A 19,802-nucleotide genomic window follows, 5' to 3' on the forward strand; every position below is an offset into this window, starting at 1 on the left:
GCGGGCCGCCGTACACGTGTGTCGGGCGGGTGGTGTCAGTACACGTAGGGGACGAACTTCGCCGTACGTGCCGCGTACTCGTCGAACGCCTCGCCGTAGCGCTCGGCGAGGTACTTGTCGAGCATGGGGATGTTCAGGAAGACGAACATGCAGACCATGATCAGCGGGATCGCGAACGCCCACGGCGTGCCGGTCACCAGCGCGAAACCGGAGAAGAGCACGGCGTCACCGAAGTAGTTGATGTGCATCGAGTACTTGAACAGGCCTTCGGTGTAGAGCTTGCCCTTGTTCTCCGGGCGCTTCTTCCAGAGCTTGCGCTGGTACTCCGACCCGGTGTTCAGGTAGGAGCCGAGGAGGTACAGCACGACGCCCAGCCAGGTGAACACGCTCACGCCGGCCTCGTTGGTGCCGCCGAAGTACGCCATCGTGCCGTGGATCACCAGGACCCAGATGCCGATGGTGGACGCCTCGGACCATTCCATCTTCCGCTGGAGCATCACGAAGTTCGTGGCGATGAAGCGCAGCAGGTAAAGCGCCGACAACGTCGCCAGCAGGACCCGGCGCAGGGTCGCCGCCTCGTCGAAGTCGGTGCCGAACCAGTTGGCCACGGTGTCCGCGCCACCGAAGAGAAACCACACGGCGCCGGCCACGGCGACGGTGTTGAAGGTGGTCACCAGGGTCTTGGGGCCGGTCGACGCGTCGTATCCGCCGTACATCTCTCACTCTCGCTCTCTCTTGTCCGTCCCCCGTCTTCGGGTTCTACGGGCGCGCGGCGGCGTCCTCCCTGGGCTTCGCGCCGTGCCGTCCGCCGCCGTTCGCCCTGCCGGCGGCCGTGGCGCGGGCCGGGGTGCCGTTGCGCCCGGTCTCCTCCGACGCGGGCGCCGGCTCCCGGGCCGGTTCCCCGGTCGACGCCGGTGCCGGTGCCGGTGCCGGTGCCGGTGCCGCGGAGGCGTCCGCGATCAGTTTGGCGCGCATCGAGACGTACTTGGCGTTCATCTCGTCGACGGGGATGAACTTGTTGACGCCGCCGGCGCTGATCTTGGGTTCCTGGTGTTCCATGATGCGGACGTCCTGGGGATCCTGTACCCACTTCTCCATGTAGAGGGACGCCCACGGCAGCAGTCGGCGCAGCGGTTCGATCCGCAGGACCGGCTTGACCTGTTCGTACTCGTACCAGCGCAGGATGTGCTCCGTGTTCTGGTCGTCGATCGGCACCAGCCAGGAGGTGGTCTCGAACTGCTCGGTCTGCACGTGCACCATGCACGGGAAGGTGAACGTGATGACGTAGTGGGTGGTGTTGGTGGGGTCGTCCTCCTGGCAGTGGTCGAAGGAGTAGCGGATGGTCTGCCCCTCCGCCTCCGTCTCCACCCGGTGGTTGGTGATCCGGGTGGCGGCGAGGTAGCGCTCGCGGCCGTCGAGGCCGAACTTGCTCGGCGTGCCGTACAGGAGCAGGTAGTCGATGTAGTTGAACCAGTGGTCACGGTGCACGTAGGTCACGTGGTAGAACTCGAGCAGGCTCTCGATGTAACGGGTGTAGTGCACCGGGCGGGTCCAGCGCTTGGTGGCGTACAGCTTCTGGTTGTCCGTCACTTCGGGCGGCGCCTGGACCGGCGGCAGGTCGGCCGCGGGGCGCTCGTCGCCCCACCACATCCACACCAGCCCGAACCGTTCCCGGACCGGGTGGGTGGGGACGCGCAGGGACCCGGGGATGCGGGCGCCGGCGCCCATGGCGGGTATCACCCGGCAGGCGCCGTCGGCTCCGTAGCGGAAGCCGTGGTACGGGCATTCGATGGTGTTGCCCTTCATGCGGCCGTCGCCGAGGTTGGCGCCCTTGTGCGGGCAACGCGCGCCCTGGCAGACGAGGTTGCCGTCGATGTCGCGCCAGAGCACGAGGTCCTGGCCCATGCGGCGCACACCGAGCGGTTTGTCGTTGCGTACCTCCTGTGCCTCGACGATGGGGTACCACTGGTTGGGGATCATCGGGTCGTCTCCCGTCTGGGTGGGATTCCGCCCCGTGCGGGGGCGGCCGTGGTCTGCGTTGCGGCGTGGGCGGTACTCAGTCGCCGGCGGCTCCGGCCGGGCCCCCGTCGGCCTGCGGCGTGCTCTGCGGGTCGTCGGTGTCCGCGTTCTCGACGACTTCGACCGTGCCCGCGTCGCCGTCCACGACGATCAGGTCGCCGGTGTTGATGCGCTGGGTGGCGTCCTTGGTGTTCACCACCGACGGCACGTGGAACTCGCGGGCCACGATGGAGCTGTGCGAGAGCATCGACCCGATGTCGGTGACGACCCCGCCCGCGATGGCGAACAGCGGCGTCCAGGAGGCGTCCGTGTACCGGGTCACCAGGATCTCCCCGGCCTCGAACTCGTCGGCCTGCCACACCAGGTCCTCGACGATGCGGGCGCGGCCCACGATCCGTCCGGGGCTGGCAGCCAGGCCCTCGAGCCGGGCGCCGTCGCCGGCGGGCCGCACCGAGGCGGTGATGTCGTGCACGCCGACGAAGGTCAACGGCGGTTCCGGCAGCCGCTTGTTGTGCTCGTGCAGCCGGCGGGCCGCGTCGATGCGGGCCCGGTCGAAGACGCGCACGGCGTCCTCGTCGCCGGCGAGATAGCGGCGCACGTCCTCGAAGTCCAGGTGGGCGACCTCGTCCAGGGAGTGCAGGACGCCGTCGGCCACCAGGCGCCGGCCGACCTCGTAGACCACGTTCCGCACCAGCCAGATGGACGTGATCATGGACATCCGGGTGGTCTCCCGCAGCTCGCTGCACAGGGCGTAGAGGGAGATGACGGTGTCCAGGACCTGGCGCTTGGGCATCGGCAGCCGGTCGAGGACCTCGCGGGAGTCGTCGGACCAGCCGCTGCTGCGCCGCAGGATGTCGTCGATGGAGAAGCCGTCGGCGACATAGCGCCGGATCATCTGGAAGATGTACGACGGGTCGTCGATCCACCTGGGGTGGGTGATCTCCATCTCCTGGTGGCCGCGGGTGCCGTTGGCGCGCAGGAACGGTTCCATGTGCCGGTCCCAGAAGCGCTGTCCGGCGGGGTCCTCGCGCAGCAACCGGGCGACGTTCTCCAGCGGCTCGTCCTTGATGATCTTCAGGACGGCCGGGTCGTTCTTGGCGGCCTGGGCCACCGCCCAGACCTCCTTGGCCGACTCGACGGTGCGCAGGCTGGACATGTCGGTCTTGACGCGGTTCTGGAGGCCCGCGCCGTCGCTGCCGAGCCAGCGGCCGCACAGCTCGGTGAGCAGGCCGTAGAACGCGAACGCGTTGATGTAGTACGGCATGTAGCCGACGTGCATGTCGTGGAACCAGGCGAGGTCGCGGTGGAGTTCGCCGTGCAGTTCGCGCCTGCTCATCCGGGTCAGGTCAAGGCCGCGGGCCCGGTCGAACTCGTACAGCCGGGCGTCGACCATCTGCTGGGAGCGGGACTTCATCTGCGTCATCTCACGGGCCGTGTGCTGCAGCCAGTGGACGGTGGACAGCAGGTCCTCCATGCCGCCGGGGAAGGTGCCGAACGGGTTCTCGTAGTCGGCGAGGTCGACCTCCTCGCTGACGAAGCGGCTGGTGAAGTGGCGCTGGTCGCGGGTGGGCAGGCACTGGGCCAGCAGGTAGGAGCTGTAGGAGATGTTGAGGTAGACGTGCCCCTGGTAGAAGCCCATGTGCAGGTCCGCCTCGCCGGTGTCGCGCACGCCGAGGGCGCCCGCGCAGTCCGTGTGGACGTTGCGCTGGTAGTAGCGGGCGAAGCTCAGGCCCAGCGGGGTCATCAGGCCGACGAAGATCTCGCCGATGTCCATGCGCGACCACAGGGTGCCGTTCAGGATCCGCTCCTGCTGCGGGGCGACGTAGGGGCTGAGCGCGCCGGACGGGGCCGCCGGGGCGGCGGGGCGGGTGGTGATCGGCCGGGTCTGGAACAGGTGGAAGGCGCCGTCGCGCAGGCCCCACTCGATGTCCTGCTCGCTGCCGTAGAGGTCGCGGATGCGGACGGCGAGGGCGCCGAGTTCGCGCAGTTGCCCGTGGGTGAGGCAGGGGACGCTGCGGGCCGCCGCGTCGACCTTCGTCATGCCGATGCGGCCGGGCTCCAGCGGCGCGCACTTGGTGACCTTGTAGCGGACCCGCTCCTCGACGACCTCCAGTTTCTCGTCGTCGACGACGAAGAAGTCGCTGGAGACCTGCCCGGAGACCAGTCCCTCGCCCAGGCCCTGGCAGGCCTCCACCACGAGGCGGTGCGGGCGGGGGTTGACCGGGTCGACGGTGAACATCACGCCGCTGACGTCGGTGTGGATCATCTCCTGGACGACCACGGCGAGGGAGTCGGGGGCGTCGGTGTCCCGGTACACGGTGGCGCGGTCGGACCACAGCGAGGCCCAGCAGCGCAGGACCGCGTCCAGTACGTCCTCGTCGCCGCAGACGTCGAGCACCGTGTCGTGCTGGCCGGCGAAGGACTGGGCCGCGGAGTCCTCCCGCAGTCCGGAGGAGCGCACCGCCACGCGCGGGCGGCCCATGCTGCCGTAGGCGTCGAGGACGGCGTCCGCGATCGGGGCGGGCATCCGGGTGGCCAGGATGCGCTCGCGCATCGTGCGGGGGTCGGCGCCCGGTGCCTCGGCGGCGATCCCGGTCTCCCGCAGGTAGGCGTCGAAGAGGGCGGTGGTCAGGCAGAACGCGGGCGGGACGGGCAGCCCGGCGGCGGAGAGCTCGGCGAGGCGGGTGCCCTTGCCGCCCAGTTCCCCGCGGTGGCCTCCGGCCGGGCCGCCCGCGCCCAGGGTGACGACACAGGCGGCGGGGCCGGCCGGGTCCGTGGCCGGGCTCGCGGAGCGTTCGCCGGCTCCGGTGTCGGTCGTCGAGTCGCTGACGTGCGTGTCCATGGCGGGTGTGTCTCCTCGGCGGTCAGGCGTGCGCGACGCGCTTGCTGGTGCCCGTGAAGGCGTGGAACTGCTCGCCCGGGACGATCCGGGTGGCCTCGACGTCGCCGAACCCGGCCTGGCGGAGCTGGTCCGCCAGCTCGTCGGCCTGCGGCAGCGGGCCGCCGAAGTCGGCGTAGGTGAACCAGAGGTTGAGCGCCTCGAGGCCGATGTTGCCGCCCTTGCAGGAGGTGGTGAGCAGCAGTCGGCCGCCGGGCGCCAGCAGGTCGTGGGCCCGGCGCAGGGCGTCGACCCGCTCGGCCTCGGGGAAGTAGTAGATGTTGTTGTGCAGGGTGACCAGGTCGAACTGGGGCTGCGCGTCGAGCGTGCGCAGGTCGGCCTGCCGGGTCTCGACCCGGTCGGTCAGCCCCCACTCGGCCATGTTCGCCGCGGCGCTGTCGGCCACGTCCTGCTGGAGGTCGACGGCGAGCGCCGACAGACGGGGGTTGAGTCCGGCGGCGTAGCGCACGTAGGCGCCGCTGCCGCAGCCGACCTCCAGGAGCCGTACGGGCGCGTCCCGGTCCAGGGTGCGGGCGATGGCCTCCTCGACGAGCGGCTGGACCACCCGGGTGGAGCGGGCGATGACCAGGCCGTCCTGGTCGTCGAGGGAGAAGCGGCGGCCCTCGCGCAGCATGCGGGGGCCGTTCAGCAGGGCGGGCACGTGGAAGCGCAGCACCTCCTCCAGCGCTGCGGCGATCGCGTCGTTGCCGGGCTGGGCGAGCGCCTTGGCGGGCAGGCTGCGCAGCTTGTAGCAGCCCTCGCGCTTGCCGAGGTCGCCGAGGCGGATGCCCATGTCCAGCCACTCCTTGAGGCGCGGCAGGTCCTCGTCGGCGATGTCGAGCCGTTCCGCCAGCGATTCCAGGTCGCAGGGGCGTACGGCGAGGGCGGTGAGCACGCCCGCACTCGCCGCCGAGGCCAGGAAGGCGGCCCGGTACACCGGCTCGACGAAGCCCTTGGACAGGGCCAGGAGCAGCGGCATGTGCGGGTTGCCGAGAACCTTGGTCACGGTGCGCAGGTCGGTCAGCGGCGCCTCGACGCGGCTGCCGACGCTCTTGGCCAGGCTCAGAATGTCCATGTTGCTTCCCTTGTTGCCTTCCTGTGCGGGGTGGTGCCGAGGGCGTCGAGTTCGGTGCCCAGGTGGGCGAGCAGCCGGTCGCGGGACGGGCCGCCGTTCAGGAAGAAGTGGTTGCCCGGCAGGTGATGCCGCAGGAACGAGCCGGTGGTGTAGGGCCGCCAGGCCTCGACCATCTCCGGCGTGGCGATGGGGTCCGCGGTGGCGGAGAACGCGGTCGTCGGGCAGTCCAGCGGCGGCCGGGGGTACCAGCCGTAGCGCTCGCAGGCGCGCAGGTCGGCGCGGAGCACCGGGAGCCTGCGGGCGAAGTACGCGGCGCCGAGGGTGTCCGCGTCGCCGAGGCCGCCCAGGTCCCGGATCACCTCGCGCAGCGCGGCGTCGGACAGGGTGTGGTCGGCTCGGTCGCCGTACAGGTGCGGGGCCCGGCTGCCGGAGACGAACAGGTGCCGGGGCGGCGGCAGTCCGCGCCGGCGCAGGACGCAGGCCACCTCGTAGGCGAGCAGGGCTCCCATGCTGTGCCCGAACAGGGCGTAGTCGTGGGCCAGTCGGTGCGCGTCCAGGGCGTCCGCGACCGCTTCGGCGAGGGGTTCCATGGTGTCGTACGGGGTCTCGCGCAGGCGCAGTCCGCGGCCGGGCAGTTGTACGGGTACGACGGCGACGTCGTCGCCGAGGTGCTCCTGCCAGCCGCGGAACGCGGAGACCGTGCCCCCGGCGTAGGGGAAGCAGACCAGGCGCAGCGGTGCGGTCCCCGGGTCGGGCGGCTCGGCGGCCGGGCCGGCGACCGGGCGGGGGAACCAGGCGGCCCGCGGGGAGAGCAGGTCAGCGGGTGACATGGGCGCGCCCCTCGGGTGAGTCGAGCCAGGCGACGGTGCGCCGCATGCCTTCCTTGAAGTCGACCTCGCCCTTGAAGCCCAGCTCGTCCTGGGCGCGCCCGATCGGGTAGGACTGGTCGCGGTCGAAGAGGTGGACCGCGTGCCGGGTCAGGACGGGCCGGGAGTTGATGCGCAGGGCGCCCCACAGCTTCTCGGAGACGGTGGCGACGGCGGTGGCGACCGGGGTGGGCAGGCTCAGCCACGGGGCCTTCACGCCCAGGCCCTCGGCGAGCGCCTCCACGTACTGGCGCCAGGTGGTGTCGTGCGGGTCACGCAGGTTGTAGGCCCTGCCCGCGGTGTGCTCGCCGGTCGCGGCCGCGATGATGCCGTCCACGGCGTTGGAGACGTAGAGCAGCCCGGCGGGCACCCGGCCGCCGCGGATGTAGACCATCTGCTTGCTCAGGAGCAGGTTCGCGATCTCGATCACGAAGTCCTTGCTGCCGGGGCCGTAGACGGAGACCGGGCGGACCACGGTGACCGGCAGGCCGGTGCGCTCCGCGGCGGCCCACACGGCGCGCTCGCCGAGCGTCTTGCTGCGGTTGTAGGGCAGGCCGATGTCGCGCGGGGCGGTGGTCTCGTCGCAGGGCCGCTCCGGGTAGCCGTAGACGTCGGTGGTGCTGAGGTGGACCAGGCGCTCGACCGTCCCGGCCGCGTGGGCCGCGTCCACGAGGTTCTTGGCGCCCTCCACGTTGACCGCCCGGAACCGGTCCCAGGGGCCCCAGTCGGCCGAGAGCCCGGCGCAGTTGTAGACGTGACGGACTCCGGTGGTGGCGCGGCGCAGGCTGTCGGTGTCACCGAGGTCGCCGATGGTGACCTGGGCGGCGGCGCCGGAGAAGGCGGCGCGGTCGCTCGTGGAGCGCGCCAGGACGCGGACGCGGTGCCCGCGCTCGGCCAGGCGGTGCACCAGGTGACCGCCGATGAAGCCGCTGGCGCCGGTGACCAGGATGTCGGGGGCGGCGGCGGACGGGCTGTCTTGGCTGAGTGAGGACATGGATCACACCAGGAGGTCGAGGGAGTGTTCGAGGTCTGCTTCGCTGTGGTCCGCGTTGATGAAGAAGCGGAGCCGGCACTGGTCGCGCGGGACGGCGGGGTAGCCGATCGGCATGACGTTGACGCCGCGCTCCAGCAGCGAGTTGGAGAGCGCCATCGTCTTCTCCCAGTCGCCGGTGATCACGGGGATCACCGCGGAGAGTCGGGAGACGCCGACGTCGAGGCCGCGGGCACGGGCGCCGGCCCGGAAGAACTCGGCCAGCTCCTGCACCCGGGCGACCCGCTCGGGCTCGTCCTGGACGACGCGCAGCGCCTCCAGCGCGGCGGCGGCGTTCGCCGGGGAGATGCCGGTGGAGAAGATGTGCAGCGGCGCGGTGAACTTGAGGTACTCGATGATCGGGCGGCGGGCCGCGATGTAGCCGCCGAGGCTGCCCAGCGCCTTGCTGAGGGTGCCCATCCACAGGTCGACGTCGGCCGGGTCGGTGCCGTAGTGCTCGCCCACGCCGCGGCCGGTGCGGCCCAGGACGCCGATGGAGTGTGCCTCGTCGATCATCAGCATGGCGCCGTGCCGCTTCTTGACCTCGATGAAACGCGGCAGGTCGGGGATGTCGCCGTCCTGGCTGTAGGCGCCCTCGATGACGACGAGCGCCCGGCGGTGCGAGGCCCGCGCGCCGGCCAGGATGCGGTCCAGCGCGGCCCAGTCGTTGTGCGGGAAGGACCGGCGCCGGGCGCCCGAGAGGATGCAGCCGCGCACGGTGCTGTCGTGGATCCACGCGTCGTGCACCACCAGGTCCTCCGGGCCGAACAGGTGGCCGACGGTGGCGACGTTGGTGGCGTGGCCGCCGGAGAACACGATGGCCGCCTCGGCACCGACGAACCCGGCGATCTCGGCCTCGAGTTCGTGGTGCAGCGGGGTCTCGCCGAACAGGAGCGGGGTGGCGGAGGCCGAGGTGCCGTACCGGTCCACGGCGTCCTTGGCGGCCTGGCGCACCCGCGGGTGGTGGGAGAGCGCAAGGTAGTTGAAGGCCGCGAAGTTGACGACCTTGGTGCCGTCGACCGTGGCGAGCGCGGAGTTGAAGCCCTCGTGGGTGCGTCCGTAGGGGTTGGAGCCGCTGGTCTCGGTCTGCCGGAGCCTGCCCTGGAGTTCGGCGTACTCCGCCCAGTCCTCGAAGGTGTGCTCCTGGCGGACGGGGGCGGCGGGCGCCGGGGCAGGGTCGGGGGCGGGGGCCGCTTGGACCGGGGCGGGGGGTGCCGCGGTGGGTGCTGCCGGAGGCGGGAACGCCTGCGGCGGGAAGGGCTGGGGGACGTAGTAGGCGTACGCGGGGGCGCCGTGCGGCGGGTAGCCGTACGGGTACGGGTACGGCACGCCGGGCTGCGGGGCCGGGGCGGCGACGGCGTAGCCGTGGGGTGGGGCCGGGAAGGCGCCGTACGGGCCGTACTGCTGGGCCGGGGCGGGCGGCGCCGCCGGTACGGCCCCGGGGTGGGCCGGTGACGCACCCGCGTCGGTGCCGGCACCGACGGTGTGGGCGCCGTCGCGGTCGTCGCCGGCGGAGAGCCGGCCGATGATGTCCTGCACCGTGGGGTCCTCCGGCAAGTCCTGGACACTGTGCATGCGTTGGGGGAATCGGGTCGTGAGTCGGCGGTGGAGGTCGGTCCGCATCAGCGAGTCGAACCCCAGGTCGAGGCCCAGCCGGGCGTGCACCGGCAGGTCTGCCACGGGGAATCCGCAGACGCGGGCGACGGTGTCGAGCACGGCGCGGGAGACCTCGCCCGCCGGGTCCGGCAGGGCCGTGCCCGTCACCGTGGGCTGTGACGGCATGGGATCGCCTTCCTGGTCGGGAGAGGGAGAAGGTGAGGGAGATGCGGCCGCCGGGAACCGGTAGGTCCGGCGTTCGAAGGGCGTGTGCGGCAGCGGGACCCGGGCGGGCGGGTCCTCGCCGTCCAGGGCGGCCCAGTCCACGGTTCCGCCGGCGCAGTGGTAGGCGCCCAGCGACCGGAGCAGCGTGCGCCGGTCGGGGGCGCCGCGGCGCAGCGAGGGCAGCCACAGCGTCGGCCGCCCGTCGCTTTGCGGGGCGTCGGCGACGGCGGACCGGCCGAGGTTCAGCAGGGTCGGGTGCGGGCCGATCTCGACGAAGGCGTCACAGAACAGCCCGTCTTCCGCGTCCTGGTCGCGCAGGCGGGCGAGGCCCTCGGCGAAGCGCACGGTGCCGAGCAGGTGCCGGACCCAGTACTCGGCGTCCACCCGCTCCACCCGTTCGCCGGTGGCGTCGGAGATCCACGGGATGCGCGGGGCGTGGAACTCGACGGCGCGGGCTGCCTCCAGCAGCGGTTCGGCGGCACCGGCCATCAGCGGTGAGTGGAAGGCGTGCGAGACGGCGAGCGGCCGCACGGTGACGCCCTCGCGCTCCAGGTCCGTACGCACCCGCGCGATCTGGTCCACCGCGCCGGAGAGCACCAGGTGGCGGGGAGCGTTGACCGCGGCGAGGACCACCCGGTCGTGACCGGCCGCGGCACCCCGCACCGTGTCGGGGTCGCCGATGCAGGCGATCATCGTGCCCTCGCCGGGCTGTTCGTCCATGGCGCGTCCGCGTACGGCCGCCAGCGTGAGGGCGTCCTCCAGGGAGAGGACGCCGGCGACGCACGCGGCGGCGAAGGCCCCGACGCTGTGTCCGAGCACGGCGGCCGGACGGACCCCGCAGCTCGTCCACAGCTCGGCGAGGGCGACTTCGAGGGCCACCAGGGCGGGCTGGCAGTGCCGGGTGCGGCCCAGGTCCTCGGCGTGCTCCGGGTCGAAGAGCAGGTCGGTCACAGGGGTCTCGCCCAGGCCGCGCAGCACCTCGTCGGCGCGTCGCAGGGTGCGGGCGAAGGCGGGGTGGGTGTCGTACAGTTCGCGGCCCATGCCCGGGTACTGGGTGCCCTGGCCGCCGAAGAGGAAGGCGACGGTGGGGGCGCTGCCGTGCGCCGGTCCGCCCCGGGCCACGTCGAGGGCGGGCTCGCCGCGGATCAACGCACCCAGCGCGGCGTCCAGTTCGCCGGTGGTCCCGGCGGTGAGGACGGCCCGGTGGGGCAGTTGGGAGCGGCCGGTGTTGGCGGAGCGGCACAGCGCGGCGAGCGGCACGCCGGGGTGGGCGGCGAGGTGGGTGCGGTACCGGCCGGCGAGGGTGGTCAGGGCGGTCTCGGTGTGCGCGGACAGGGACAGGGCGTGCACCGTGCCGGTGGGGGCCTCGGAGGCGTCGGTGTCCGCCGGGGGCTCGGGCGCGGACTCGACGATCACGTGGGCGTTGGTGCCACCGAAGCCGAAGGAGCTGACGCCCGCGCGCAAGGTGCCCTCGGCGGACAGCCCGCGTCGGGCGGTGGGTACGGCCAGGCCCGAACCCGTCCAGTCCAGGTGCCGGTTGGGGGTGGTCAGGTGCAGCAGCGGCGGTACCTCCCGCTGCCGCACCACGAGCACCGCCTTGATCAGGCCGGCGATGCCGGCGGCCGCCTCCAGGTGGCCGATGCCGGTCTTGACGGAGCCGACCAGGCAGGGCGCGTCGGCGGGCCGGCCCCGGCCGTAGACACCGGCCAGCGCCTCCCACTCGACGGGGTCGCCGAGGGCGGTGCCGGTGCCGTGCGCCTCGACGAAGTCGATCTGCCCGGGCTCGACCCCGGCCCGGTCCAGCGCCCCGGCCATCACGGCACGCTGGGCCGTGGTGCGGGGCGCGGTCAGGCCGTTGGCCCGGCCGCCGTGGCCGAGGGCGGAGCCGGTGAGGACGGCGTGCACGCGGTCGCCGTCGGCCAGCGCGGCGGACAGCGGCTTGAGGCACACCAGGCCCGCGCCCTCGCCGCGCACGTAGCCGTCGGCGCCGTCGTCGAAGGTGCGGCAGCGTCCGCGGGGGCCGAGCATCCCGCCCCGGGCGAGGGCCGCCGAGAGCCCCGGCGTCAGCATCAGGTTGACACCGCCCGCGAGGGCGACGCCGCACTCGCCGTCCCGCAGGCTGCGCAGTGCCGTGTGGACGGCGGCGAGCGAGGACGAGCAGGCGGTGTCGAGGGCGAGGCTGGGTCCGTGCAGGTCGAAGAAGTACGAGAGCCGGCCCGCCGCGACGGACTGGGCGTTGCCGGTGGCCGAGTACATGTCGACGACGTCGGGGTGGGGCATCTGGAGGTCGGCGTAGTCGTGCCCGCTGACCCCGACGAAGACGCCGGTGTCCGAGCCCGCCAGGGAGGAGGGCGCGATGCCCGCGTCCTCCAGGGTCTGCCAGGCGACCTCCAGGAGCAGCCGCTGCTGGGGGTCCATGCGTTCGGCCTCGCGGGCGGAGATGCCGAAGAAGCGGGCGTCGAAGTCGTAGACGTGGTCCAGGAACCCGCCCGGACGTCCGCCGGGTCCCGCGACGTCGCCCGCCCGGTCGGCGGGGGCCTCGCCGACGGCGTCCCGGCCGTCCCGCAGCAGCCGCCAGTAGCTGTCGGCGTCGGGGGCGCCGGGGAAGCGGCAGCCGATGCCGACCACGGCGACGGGCTCGTCGGCGGGGCCGCGGGCGGAGCGGTGCGGGTTTCGGTCCGTGTGCGGGCGCGGGGTGCCGTCGGTGCCGGGTTCCGCGCCGTGGGTCGGGACGCCGGCCGTGCCGCCGGCCGTCGCATCGGCCATGGCGCCGTCCGTGGCGTCGGCCATGGCGCCGTCCGTGGCGTCGGCGGTGGCGTGCGCCGCCAGGGCCTCGACGGTCGGATGGTCGTAGACGGTGGCCGGGGTGACGGGGGCGCCGAGCCAGTCGCCGAACCGGGCGGCGAGGGCCACGGCCTGCTTGGAGTCCAGGCCCAGTGAGGTGAAGGGCACCGTCGGGTCGATCACCGAGGGGCGCAGGCCCAGCCGGGCGGCGACGGCACGCCGCAGCCAGGTCACGGCCTGGGCCCGCGTCCGCCCCGGCGAGGGTGCGGCGTCGGCGAGCGCCGTCCGGCACAGCTCGGTCAGGGCACCGGCGCTGTCCGGCTCGGGTCCGGACAGGAGCGCGCCGACGTCGAGGGCGACGCCGAGGCCGTCCGCCAGCCGCTGCACGGCCGTCAGCAGCCGCGGGTAGCGCGGGGTCCCCTCGGCGGCGTTCGAGGAGGCGAGGGCGTCGGCGACGAGGGCGGCCGTACGGTCCTGTGCGCCGGGGCCCGGGTCGTACGGCCGGGTGTCGTCCGGGGGTGTGCCGTCCTGGACGACGCTCGCGGCCACCACGGGCAGTTCGAGGTCGAGCAGTTGCTGCCGGCACGCCCGGCGCTGGATCTTGCCGCTGGTGGTGCGCGGCACCGAGGAGCGCTTGAGCAGCACGACGGTGTGCGGCGTCACCTGGTGCTCGTCGGCGATGGCGGTGCGCAGGCGGGCCAGCAGGGCGTGCGGGTCCCCGGCGCCGGGTCCGCCGATCTCGTAGGCGAGCGCCAGTTGTTCGCCGTCCGCGGTGGGGATGCCGAACGCGGCTCCGTGCCCGGCGCGCAGGCCCGCGCCGACGCGTTCGGCCGTCTGCTCCACGTCCTGCGGGTGGATGTTGCGACCCTGGACGATGATCACGTCCTTGGTCCTGCCGACGACGAAGAGCCGACCGTCGTGGCGGAACCCGAGGTCCCCGGTGCGCAGCCACGCGGTGCCGGGCTCGTCCCCGATGCGGGTGCCGAAGACGTCCGCACCGGCCTCGGGACGCCCCCAGTAGCCGCGGGCGACGCCGGGTCCGGCCACCCGGATCTCGGCGACGGTGCCGTCGGGGACCCGGCGGCCGGTGGCGGCGTCGACCAGCGCGACCTCGACGTCGGCGACGGGGACTCCGCAGCCGACGACGCGGGTGGTGCGTACGCTGCCCGGCTTCTCGGGGCGCGCGGTGCCCGCTTCCAGGGCCGCCGCGTCGAACGACTCCACCACCGGCGCCTCGGCCGGTTCGGCGCCGGTGACCATGAGGGTCGCCTCGGCGAGGCCGTAGCAGGGCAGCAGCGCCCTGCGGTCGAAGCCGGCCGGCGCGAAGTACTCGGCGAACCGGTCGAGGGTGTCGGGGCGGATCGGCTCGGCCCCGTTCAGGGCGAGGCGCCAGCGGCTCAGGTCCAGACCGGCCCGCTGCTCGGGGGTGATCCGGCGCAGGCACTGCTCGAAGCCGAAGTTCGGCGCGACGCTGGTGGAGGCGCCGGTGCGGGAGAGGGTCTCCAGCCACAGCAGCGGGCGCTGCACGAAGGTCATCGGGGCCATGAGGTGCGCGGGGAAGCCGCCGTACACCGGGGTGAGGATGCCGCCGATGAGGCCCATGTCGTGGTACGGCGGCAGCCAGGACACCATGCCGGAGCCGGCGTCGTGCCCGAGCCTGAGGTGGATGGAGCGCAGGTTGCGCACCAGGTTGCCGTGTTCGACCATCACGCCCTTGGGCGCGGCGGTGGAACCGGAGGTGTACTGGAGGAAGGCCAGGGAGCCCGCCGTGAGGCCGGGGTCCTCCCACGGGGCGGTGGAGTCGCCGGTGTAGAGGTCCTCGGTCACCAGCCAGCGCACGCCGTCGAGTTCGGTGCCGACGTGTTCGGTGCCGCGGGCGGCGACCGCGTCGCGGACCCGGCGGGTGGTGAGGGCGTGCGTGGCGGCACAGTCCCGGGCGATGGCGGCGAGCCGGGGCACCGTCTGCCCGAACCGGGCGTTGTCCGGCGGGTAGGCGGGGACGGCCACCGCGCCGGCGTACAGGCAGCCGAAGAACGCGGCGAGGTAGTCGAGGCCCGGCGGGTGCAGCAGCAGGACCGGGCCCTGTCCCACCTGCTCGCGCCGCAGGTGTGCGGCCACCTCGCGGGCGTGCAGGTCGAGTTCGCGGTAGGTCCAGGCGACATCGGTGCCGTCGCCGTCGGTGAGGAAGCGGTGGGCGAGGGCGTCCGGGGTGTGCTCCGCCCGGTGCCGCAGCAGGGCGGTGACGGTCTGCGGTTCGGGTCCCTGCCAGTGCTCGCGTATCGGCTCCGTCGGCCCCTGACTCACGTTCTTCTCCATGGATCGCCGGGCCACTTACCGGGCCGTTCCGAGCGGCGCCGTCGCACGGGGGGCCGTGTCGAGGCCGAGTCGGCGGTAGTCGGTCTTGCCGTTGGGGTTGAGCGGCATCCGGTCCAGGCGGACGGCGACGTGCGGCACCATGTAGGTCGGCAGGTGCCGTGCGCAGTGCTGCTTGAGCTCCACCAGGCCGATCCGGTCGGCGCCCTCGCGCAGGGTGTAGTAGAGCCGCAGCCGGGCCCGGGGACCGGAGCCGTCGACCAGGACGGCGGCGTCGGCGATGCCAGGGTGGCGCAGCGCGGCGGCCTCGATCTCGCCCAGCTCGACCCGGTAGCCGGAGAGCTTCACCATGCGGTCCTTGCGCCCGCGGTAGACGAGCCGGCCGTCCTCCTCGTAGCTGACCAGGTCGCCGGTGGGGTGCACGCCCCGGCAGTGGGCGGTGGAGACGGGCTCCTCGGCGCGCCGCCAGTAGCCGGGTGTCACGCACACACCCGACACGTGGAGTTCGCCGATGGCGCCGGGCTCCCGGACGGTGCGTCCGGCGTCGTCCACGACGGTGGTCTCGGCGCCGGTGATCGGCAGGCCGATCGGCACCGGGGTGGCCCGGTGCAGGTCCTCGGGGCGCACCCGGTGGTAGGTGCAGACGTTGGTCTCGGTGGGGCCGTAGAGGTTGTAGAGGGGGGTGCCGGCGGGGAGCAGTTCGCTGAGCGCGCGCAGCTGCGGGACGGGGAAGACCTCGCCGGCGAAGAGGACGTACCGCAGGCTCGCGGCGTGCTCGGGGGTGAGCGCGGCGGAGGCGGTCATCAGGTGCAGGACCGACGGGACGGAGTACCAGACGGTGACCCGGTGCCGGCGGATGCCCTCGGCCAGGGCCGTCACGTCCTTGGTCGCCGCGTCGGGGACGATCCACAGCGCGGCGCCGCAGGACAGCGCGGTGAACAGGTCGAAGGTGCTCAGGTCGAAGTTGAAGGAGGCGTGGCCCGCGAACACGTCGTCCGGGCCGACGCCCAGTTCGCCGCGGGCCCACGCCACGAAGTTGGCCAGTGAGCCGTGCGAGATCTGCACCCCCTTGGGCGTGCCGGTGGACCCCGAGGTGTAGAGGATGGCGGCGAGGTCGCCGGGGGTGAGGGAGGGCAGCAGGGTGACCCCTCCCGCGCGGCCCTTCTCCCAGCTCTCCCAGGGGGCGACCGGCGTGCCGCCCACGGTGTCGGGCAGTTCGTCGCCGACGGCCACGACCGTGGTGACGGAGGCCGGCAGGTCCTCGTCCCCGAGCAGGGCGGCGTGGTGCGCGTCGGTGAACAGGACGACGGGTTCGGCGTCCGCCAGGATGGTCCGCACCCGGCTCACCGGCTGGCCGCCGTCCAGGGGGACGTAGGCGCACCCGGCCTCCAGGGCGGCGACGATCGCCTCGGCGTAGCGCGGCTGCTTGTCCATCCAGACCGCGATCCGGTCGCCGACGCGCGCCCCCAGGCTGAGCAGGTGGGCGGCCACGGCCTCGACCCGGGCGGTGAACTCCCCGTAGGTCAGGGGGTCGGAGCCGACGAAGGCGGGCCGGGCCGCGTGCTGCGCGGACGTGTCCTGGGGCAGGCGTATCACGGAGGGAGTGGTGGCGCTCATGGCGTGTGGGCCCTTCTCCTTGACGTGCGTGGGTGGCTCGGGTCCGGGCCCCGGCCGGCAGGGAGGGGGCCTGCCGGCCGGGGGCGGACGTACGGGGCGGACGGAGACGGCCGCTACGGGGTGCCGGGCAGCACCCCGGTCTCGCGGGCGGCGTCGACGAAGATCTCGGCGGCCAGGTCCAGGTCCTGCGGGGTGTGTTCGCAGGTGACGCTGACCCGCAGCCGGGCGTCGCCGAGAGGGACGCCGGGGTAGACCACGGTCTGGCAGAACAGGCCGCGGGCGCGTACGGCCCGGCCCATCTCCATCGCGCGGCGTTCGTCGCCGATGACGATGGGCAGGATCGCGCTCTCGGAGTGCTCCAGGTCGAACCCGGCCTCCAGCAGCCGGTCCCGCAGCGTGCCGATGTTGGTCCACAGCCGCTTGAGGCGTTCGGGCTCGGCCTCGATGACGTCGATGGCGGCGATCAGCCCGGCGGCGACCCCGGCGGGGATGTTCGCGGCGAAGACGTAGGAGTTGGAGTAGTAGCGCAGGTACTCGACGACCTCCTCCTCGCCGACGACGAACCCGCCCATGCCGGCCAGGGTCTTGCTCATGGTGCCCAGCTCCAGGTCGACCTCGCCCTTGAGGCCGAAGTGCTCGGCGGTGCCGGAGCCGCGTACGCCGAGGACGCCGGTGGCATGGGCGTCGTCGATCATCACGCGGGCGTCGTACTCCTTGGCCAGCCGGACGATCTCGGGCAGGTCGCACACGTCGCCGTGCATGCTGAAGACGCCGTCGGCGACGACGAGCCTGCCGCCGGTGCCCTCCGCGGCGCTGCGGCTGAGGATCCGCTCCAGGTCGGCCATGTCGTTGTGCCGGTAGATCTTGCGTACCGCGCCGGAGAGCCGGGCCCCGTCGACGATGCTCATGTGGTTGAGGCGGTCCACGACGAGGGTGTCGTAGCTCTTGACCAGTGCCGAGATGGCACCGAGGTTCGCGGAGTAGCCGCCGGGATAGACGATGCAGGCGGGCCGCTGCTTGAAGGCCGCCAGCCGGCGCTCGAGTTCCTTGTGCAGCATGTTGGTGCCGCCGATGAACCGGGAGCCGGTGTGGGTGGCGCCGTAGGTGCGGGTGGCGTCGCAGACGGCCTCGATGACACTGGGGTGGTTGGCGAGGCCGAGGTAGTTGTTGGAGGCGAACATGAGGAACTCGCGCTTGCGGCCCTCCAGTTCGTCGAAGATGACGGCGCGGTTCCCGCACTGCGAGTGCAGCGGCATGCCGTACCAGTACAGGCGGTCCTTCTCGCGGGAGCGCAGATAGCCGGCGAAGCTGCGGGTCTTGGCGAACAGGTCGGGGTCGCGCTGCTCGGTGAAGTCCTTCATGGAGCGGTGGTCCCAGCCGTCCCGGTCGGGTCCGGGTGACGTCCCGGGCCGGCCCGGCTCGGCGCGTGCCGTGTCCGTGCCCGTACCTGCGCCCGTGTCCCGGGCGGCCGCGCCGCGGTCGCGCAGCGCGGCGGCCAGGGCGCGCAGTGTCGTGGCGCCGGCGACGTCCGGTGCCGCCCCGGCGAGGCCGAGCCGCTCGGTGGCCTCGGCGACGACGGAGGTCAGGACGACCGAGTCGACGCCCAGCTCGCCCTCCAGGTCGGCGTCGAGGGCGAGTTGGTGCCGCTGGTACTGGGTCTGCCGCATGGCGGCGGCGACCACGGCCTCGGTGACCGGGTCGTCCGATTCCCCCTCGGCGGTGGCGGACCACGCCTCGGCGGTGACGGGGGCGTCGGGCCCCGCGTCGGCGTCGGCCAGTGCGGCGCGCACGGCGTCGATGAGTTCGCCGATGGTCGTCGGGCCGGCGGGCAGCTCGGTGGACAGGGCGAAGTGCTCACGGACGGAGACCAGGACGGACTCCATGATGACGGAGTCGATGCCCAGGTCGGCCTCGAAGTGGCTCTCCGGCCGCAGTTGACCGACGTCGTACAGGGTGCGGGCGGCGATGACCTCCACGACACCGTCGCGGATCCGCGCGGCGTCCGGGTGTGCGTTCACGGAGTGCGTCATGCGGCGCTGCCCCCCTCGTTGTGCCGGAGCCGGTCGACCAGGGCGCAGATCGCGTTGACGGACCTGAAGTTGTGCGGGGTGACCTCCGGCAGGGGCACCGTGACGCGGAACTCGCCCTGGAGGTAGTGGACGAGGTCGAAGATGGCGGCGGAGTCGATGATGTTGAGCTCCGCGATGGGGGTGTCCGGCTCCAGGCCTTCGGCGTCGCCGCCCATCCAGGCGTCGGCGATGTAGTCGGTGATCAGTTTCCGAGGAGTCATGGTCGTCCTTGGTTCATCGGTCGTCTGCACGCGCTTGGGCCGGATCAGGCTCCGGGCCCGGCCCGCCGCCCTCAGACCGGATCGATGGCGGGCCAGGTCAGGGCGGCGGCGCCCCAGGTGAGTCCGCCGCCGAACGCGGTGAGCAGGACCCGGTCGCCGGGCCGGATGGTGCCCCGGGCGTGCGCGTGGTCGAGCGCGAGGGGGATGGAGGCGGCCGCCGTGTTGCCCACCTCGGCGATGTTGCTGACGCTGCGCTCTCGGGAAATGCCGATCTCGTCGGCCAGTCGCGCGGTGATGCGGTGGTTGGCCTGGTGGCTGACCAGCCAGTCCACGTCCTCCACCCCCCACCCGGCCCGGTCGAGCACGCTCGCCGCGCACTCGCCCATGCGCTGGACGGCGAACCAGAAGACCCGCTTGCCCTGCATGGTGAAGTAGCGGTCGGCGGGGTCGGCCGGCGCCGCCCCGCCCGGCCGCGGGGGGCCGCCGGCCGGCACGGTGATCAGGTCCACGCCGGTGCCGTCGCTGCCGAGGCGCAGCGGGCCGAGGGCGCCGGTCTCCTCCGCCTCGCCACCGCGCAGGACGACGGCGCCCGCGCCGTCACCGAAGATCACGGAGGTGGACCGGTCCTCGGGGTTGAGGATGCGCGAGAACGTCTCCGCGCCGATGACGAGGACCCGTTCCGCGGCACCGGAGGCGATCAGACCGGATGCCGTGGCGAGCCCGTAGAGGAACCCGGAGCACACCGCGGACACGTCGAACGCCGTGATCGGGCCGGCCCCCAGCCGGGTGGCCACCGTCGGCGCGGTCGCCGGGCAGGGCCGGTCCGGGGTGGTGGTGGCCACGATGACCGCGTCGATCGCGTCCGGGGTCAGCCGGGCGGACTTCAGCGCCCGCTCGGCGGCACCCACCGCCAGGTCGGAGGTGCGGGTGCCGTCCTCGGCGACGTGGCGCTGCGCGATGCCCGTACGGGCCCGGATCCAGGCGTCCGAGGTGTCCATGGTCCGTTCCAGCTCGGCGTTGGTGACGCACCGGGACGGCAGACAGGAGCCGATGCCGGCTACCACGGACGCCCGGGTCACCGGGCACCGCCCACGGAGCGACTCCGGTGT

General features: G+C 73.2%; 11 protein-coding genes. All 11 read right to left on the minus strand.

Features of this window, described 5'->3' with window-relative positions:
• Window positions 1–35 precede the first annotated feature (35 nt).
• A complete protein-coding gene (locus ABS735_RS27435; protein ID WP_373903577.1) occupies window positions 36–716 on the minus strand; it encodes a DUF1295 domain-containing protein in 681 nt (226 codons plus the stop codon).
• Window positions 717–759: 43 nt separating this feature from the next.
• Window positions 760–1,980, minus strand: coding sequence for a Rieske 2Fe-2S domain-containing protein (locus ABS735_RS27440; protein WP_373903576.1), 1,221 nt, complete (start codon window positions 1,978–1,980; stop codon window positions 760–762).
• Between the two features lie 76 nt (window positions 1,981–2,056).
• Complete coding sequence (redH, locus tag ABS735_RS27445; RefSeq protein WP_373903575.1) at window positions 2,057–4,861, minus strand: undecylprodigiosin ligase RedH; 2,805 nt, start codon at window positions 4,859–4,861, stop codon at window positions 2,057–2,059.
• Between the two features lie 22 nt (window positions 4,862–4,883).
• Window positions 4,884–5,972, minus strand: a complete 1,089-nt coding sequence (locus ABS735_RS27450; RefSeq protein ID WP_373903574.1) for an SAM-dependent methyltransferase — start codon at window positions 5,970–5,972, stop codon at window positions 4,884–4,886.
• Window positions 5,960–6,802 (minus strand): thioesterase II family protein, encoded by an 843-nt coding sequence (locus ABS735_RS27455; RefSeq protein ID WP_373903573.1) that lies wholly within the window; start codon window positions 6,800–6,802, stop codon window positions 5,960–5,962. The genes ABS735_RS27450 and ABS735_RS27455 overlap by 13 nt, the downstream gene beginning before the upstream one ends.
• The gene (locus tag ABS735_RS27460) at window positions 6,789–7,832 is read right to left on the minus strand and encodes an NAD-dependent epimerase/dehydratase family protein (protein ID WP_373903572.1); all 1,044 of its coding nucleotides are present in this window, start codon (window positions 7,830–7,832) and stop codon (window positions 6,789–6,791) included. The genes ABS735_RS27455 and ABS735_RS27460 overlap by 14 nt, the downstream gene beginning before the upstream one ends.
• A gap of 3 nt (window positions 7,833–7,835) precedes the next feature.
• On the minus strand, window positions 7,836–14,777 hold the full coding sequence (locus ABS735_RS27465) for an aminotransferase class I/II-fold pyridoxal phosphate-dependent enzyme (RefSeq protein WP_373903571.1): 6,942 nt from the start codon (window positions 14,775–14,777) through the stop codon (window positions 7,836–7,838).
• Between the two features lie 27 nt (window positions 14,778–14,804).
• Window positions 14,805–16,403 carry an L-proline--[L-prolyl-carrier protein] ligase RedM gene (redM, locus tag ABS735_RS27470; RefSeq protein WP_373903570.1) on the minus strand — a complete coding sequence of 533 codons (1,599 nt, stop codon included), beginning with the start codon at window positions 16,401–16,403 and terminating at the stop codon, window positions 14,805–14,807.
• A 113-nt stretch (window positions 16,404–16,516) separates the two neighbouring features.
• Complete coding sequence (locus tag ABS735_RS27475) at window positions 16,517–18,433, minus strand: aminotransferase class I/II-fold pyridoxal phosphate-dependent enzyme (RefSeq protein ID WP_373903569.1); 1,917 nt, start codon at window positions 18,431–18,433, stop codon at window positions 16,517–16,519.
• A complete protein-coding gene (locus ABS735_RS27480; protein WP_373903568.1) occupies window positions 18,430–18,693 on the minus strand; it encodes an acyl carrier protein in 264 nt (87 codons plus the stop codon). The genes ABS735_RS27475 and ABS735_RS27480 overlap by 4 nt, the downstream gene beginning before the upstream one ends.
• Window positions 18,694–18,764: 71 nt before the next feature.
• A complete protein-coding gene (locus tag ABS735_RS27485) occupies window positions 18,765–19,772 on the minus strand; it encodes a beta-ketoacyl-ACP synthase III (RefSeq protein ID WP_373903567.1) in 1,008 nt (335 codons plus the stop codon).
• Between the last annotated feature and the right edge of the window lie 30 nt (window positions 19,773–19,802).

The sequence above is a fragment of the Streptomyces sp. MMCC 100 genome, from assembly GCF_041538145.2.
Classification (GTDB): domain Bacteria; phylum Actinomycetota; class Actinomycetes; order Streptomycetales; family Streptomycetaceae; genus Streptomyces.

Coding starts and splice junctions, on each gene's coding strand:
- ABS735_RS27435 (WP_373903577.1), bottom strand. CDS start 716: ATGTACGGCGGATACGACGCGTCGACCGGCCCCAAGACCCTGGTGACC.
- ABS735_RS27440 (WP_373903576.1), bottom strand. CDS start 1,980: ATGATCCCCAACCAGTGGTACCCCATCGTCGAGGCACAGGAGGTACGC.
- redH (WP_373903575.1), bottom strand. CDS start 4,861: ATGGACACGCACGTCAGCGACTCGACGACCGACACCGGAGCCGGCGAA.
- ABS735_RS27450 (WP_373903574.1), bottom strand. CDS start 5,972: ATGGACATTCTGAGCCTGGCCAAGAGCGTCGGCAGCCGCGTCGAGGCG.
- ABS735_RS27455 (WP_373903573.1), bottom strand. CDS start 6,802: ATGTCACCCGCTGACCTGCTCTCCCCGCGGGCCGCCTGGTTCCCCCGC.
- ABS735_RS27460 (WP_373903572.1), bottom strand. CDS start 7,832: ATGTCCTCACTCAGCCAAGACAGCCCGTCCGCCGCCGCCCCCGACATC.
- redM (WP_373903570.1), bottom strand. CDS start 16,403: ATGAGCGCCACCACTCCCTCCGTGATACGCCTGCCCCAGGACACGTCC.
- ABS735_RS27475 (WP_373903569.1), bottom strand. CDS start 18,433: ATGACGCACTCCGTGAACGCACACCCGGACGCCGCGCGGATCCGCGAC.
- ABS735_RS27480 (WP_373903568.1), bottom strand. CDS start 18,693: ATGACTCCTCGGAAACTGATCACCGACTACATCGCCGACGCCTGGATG.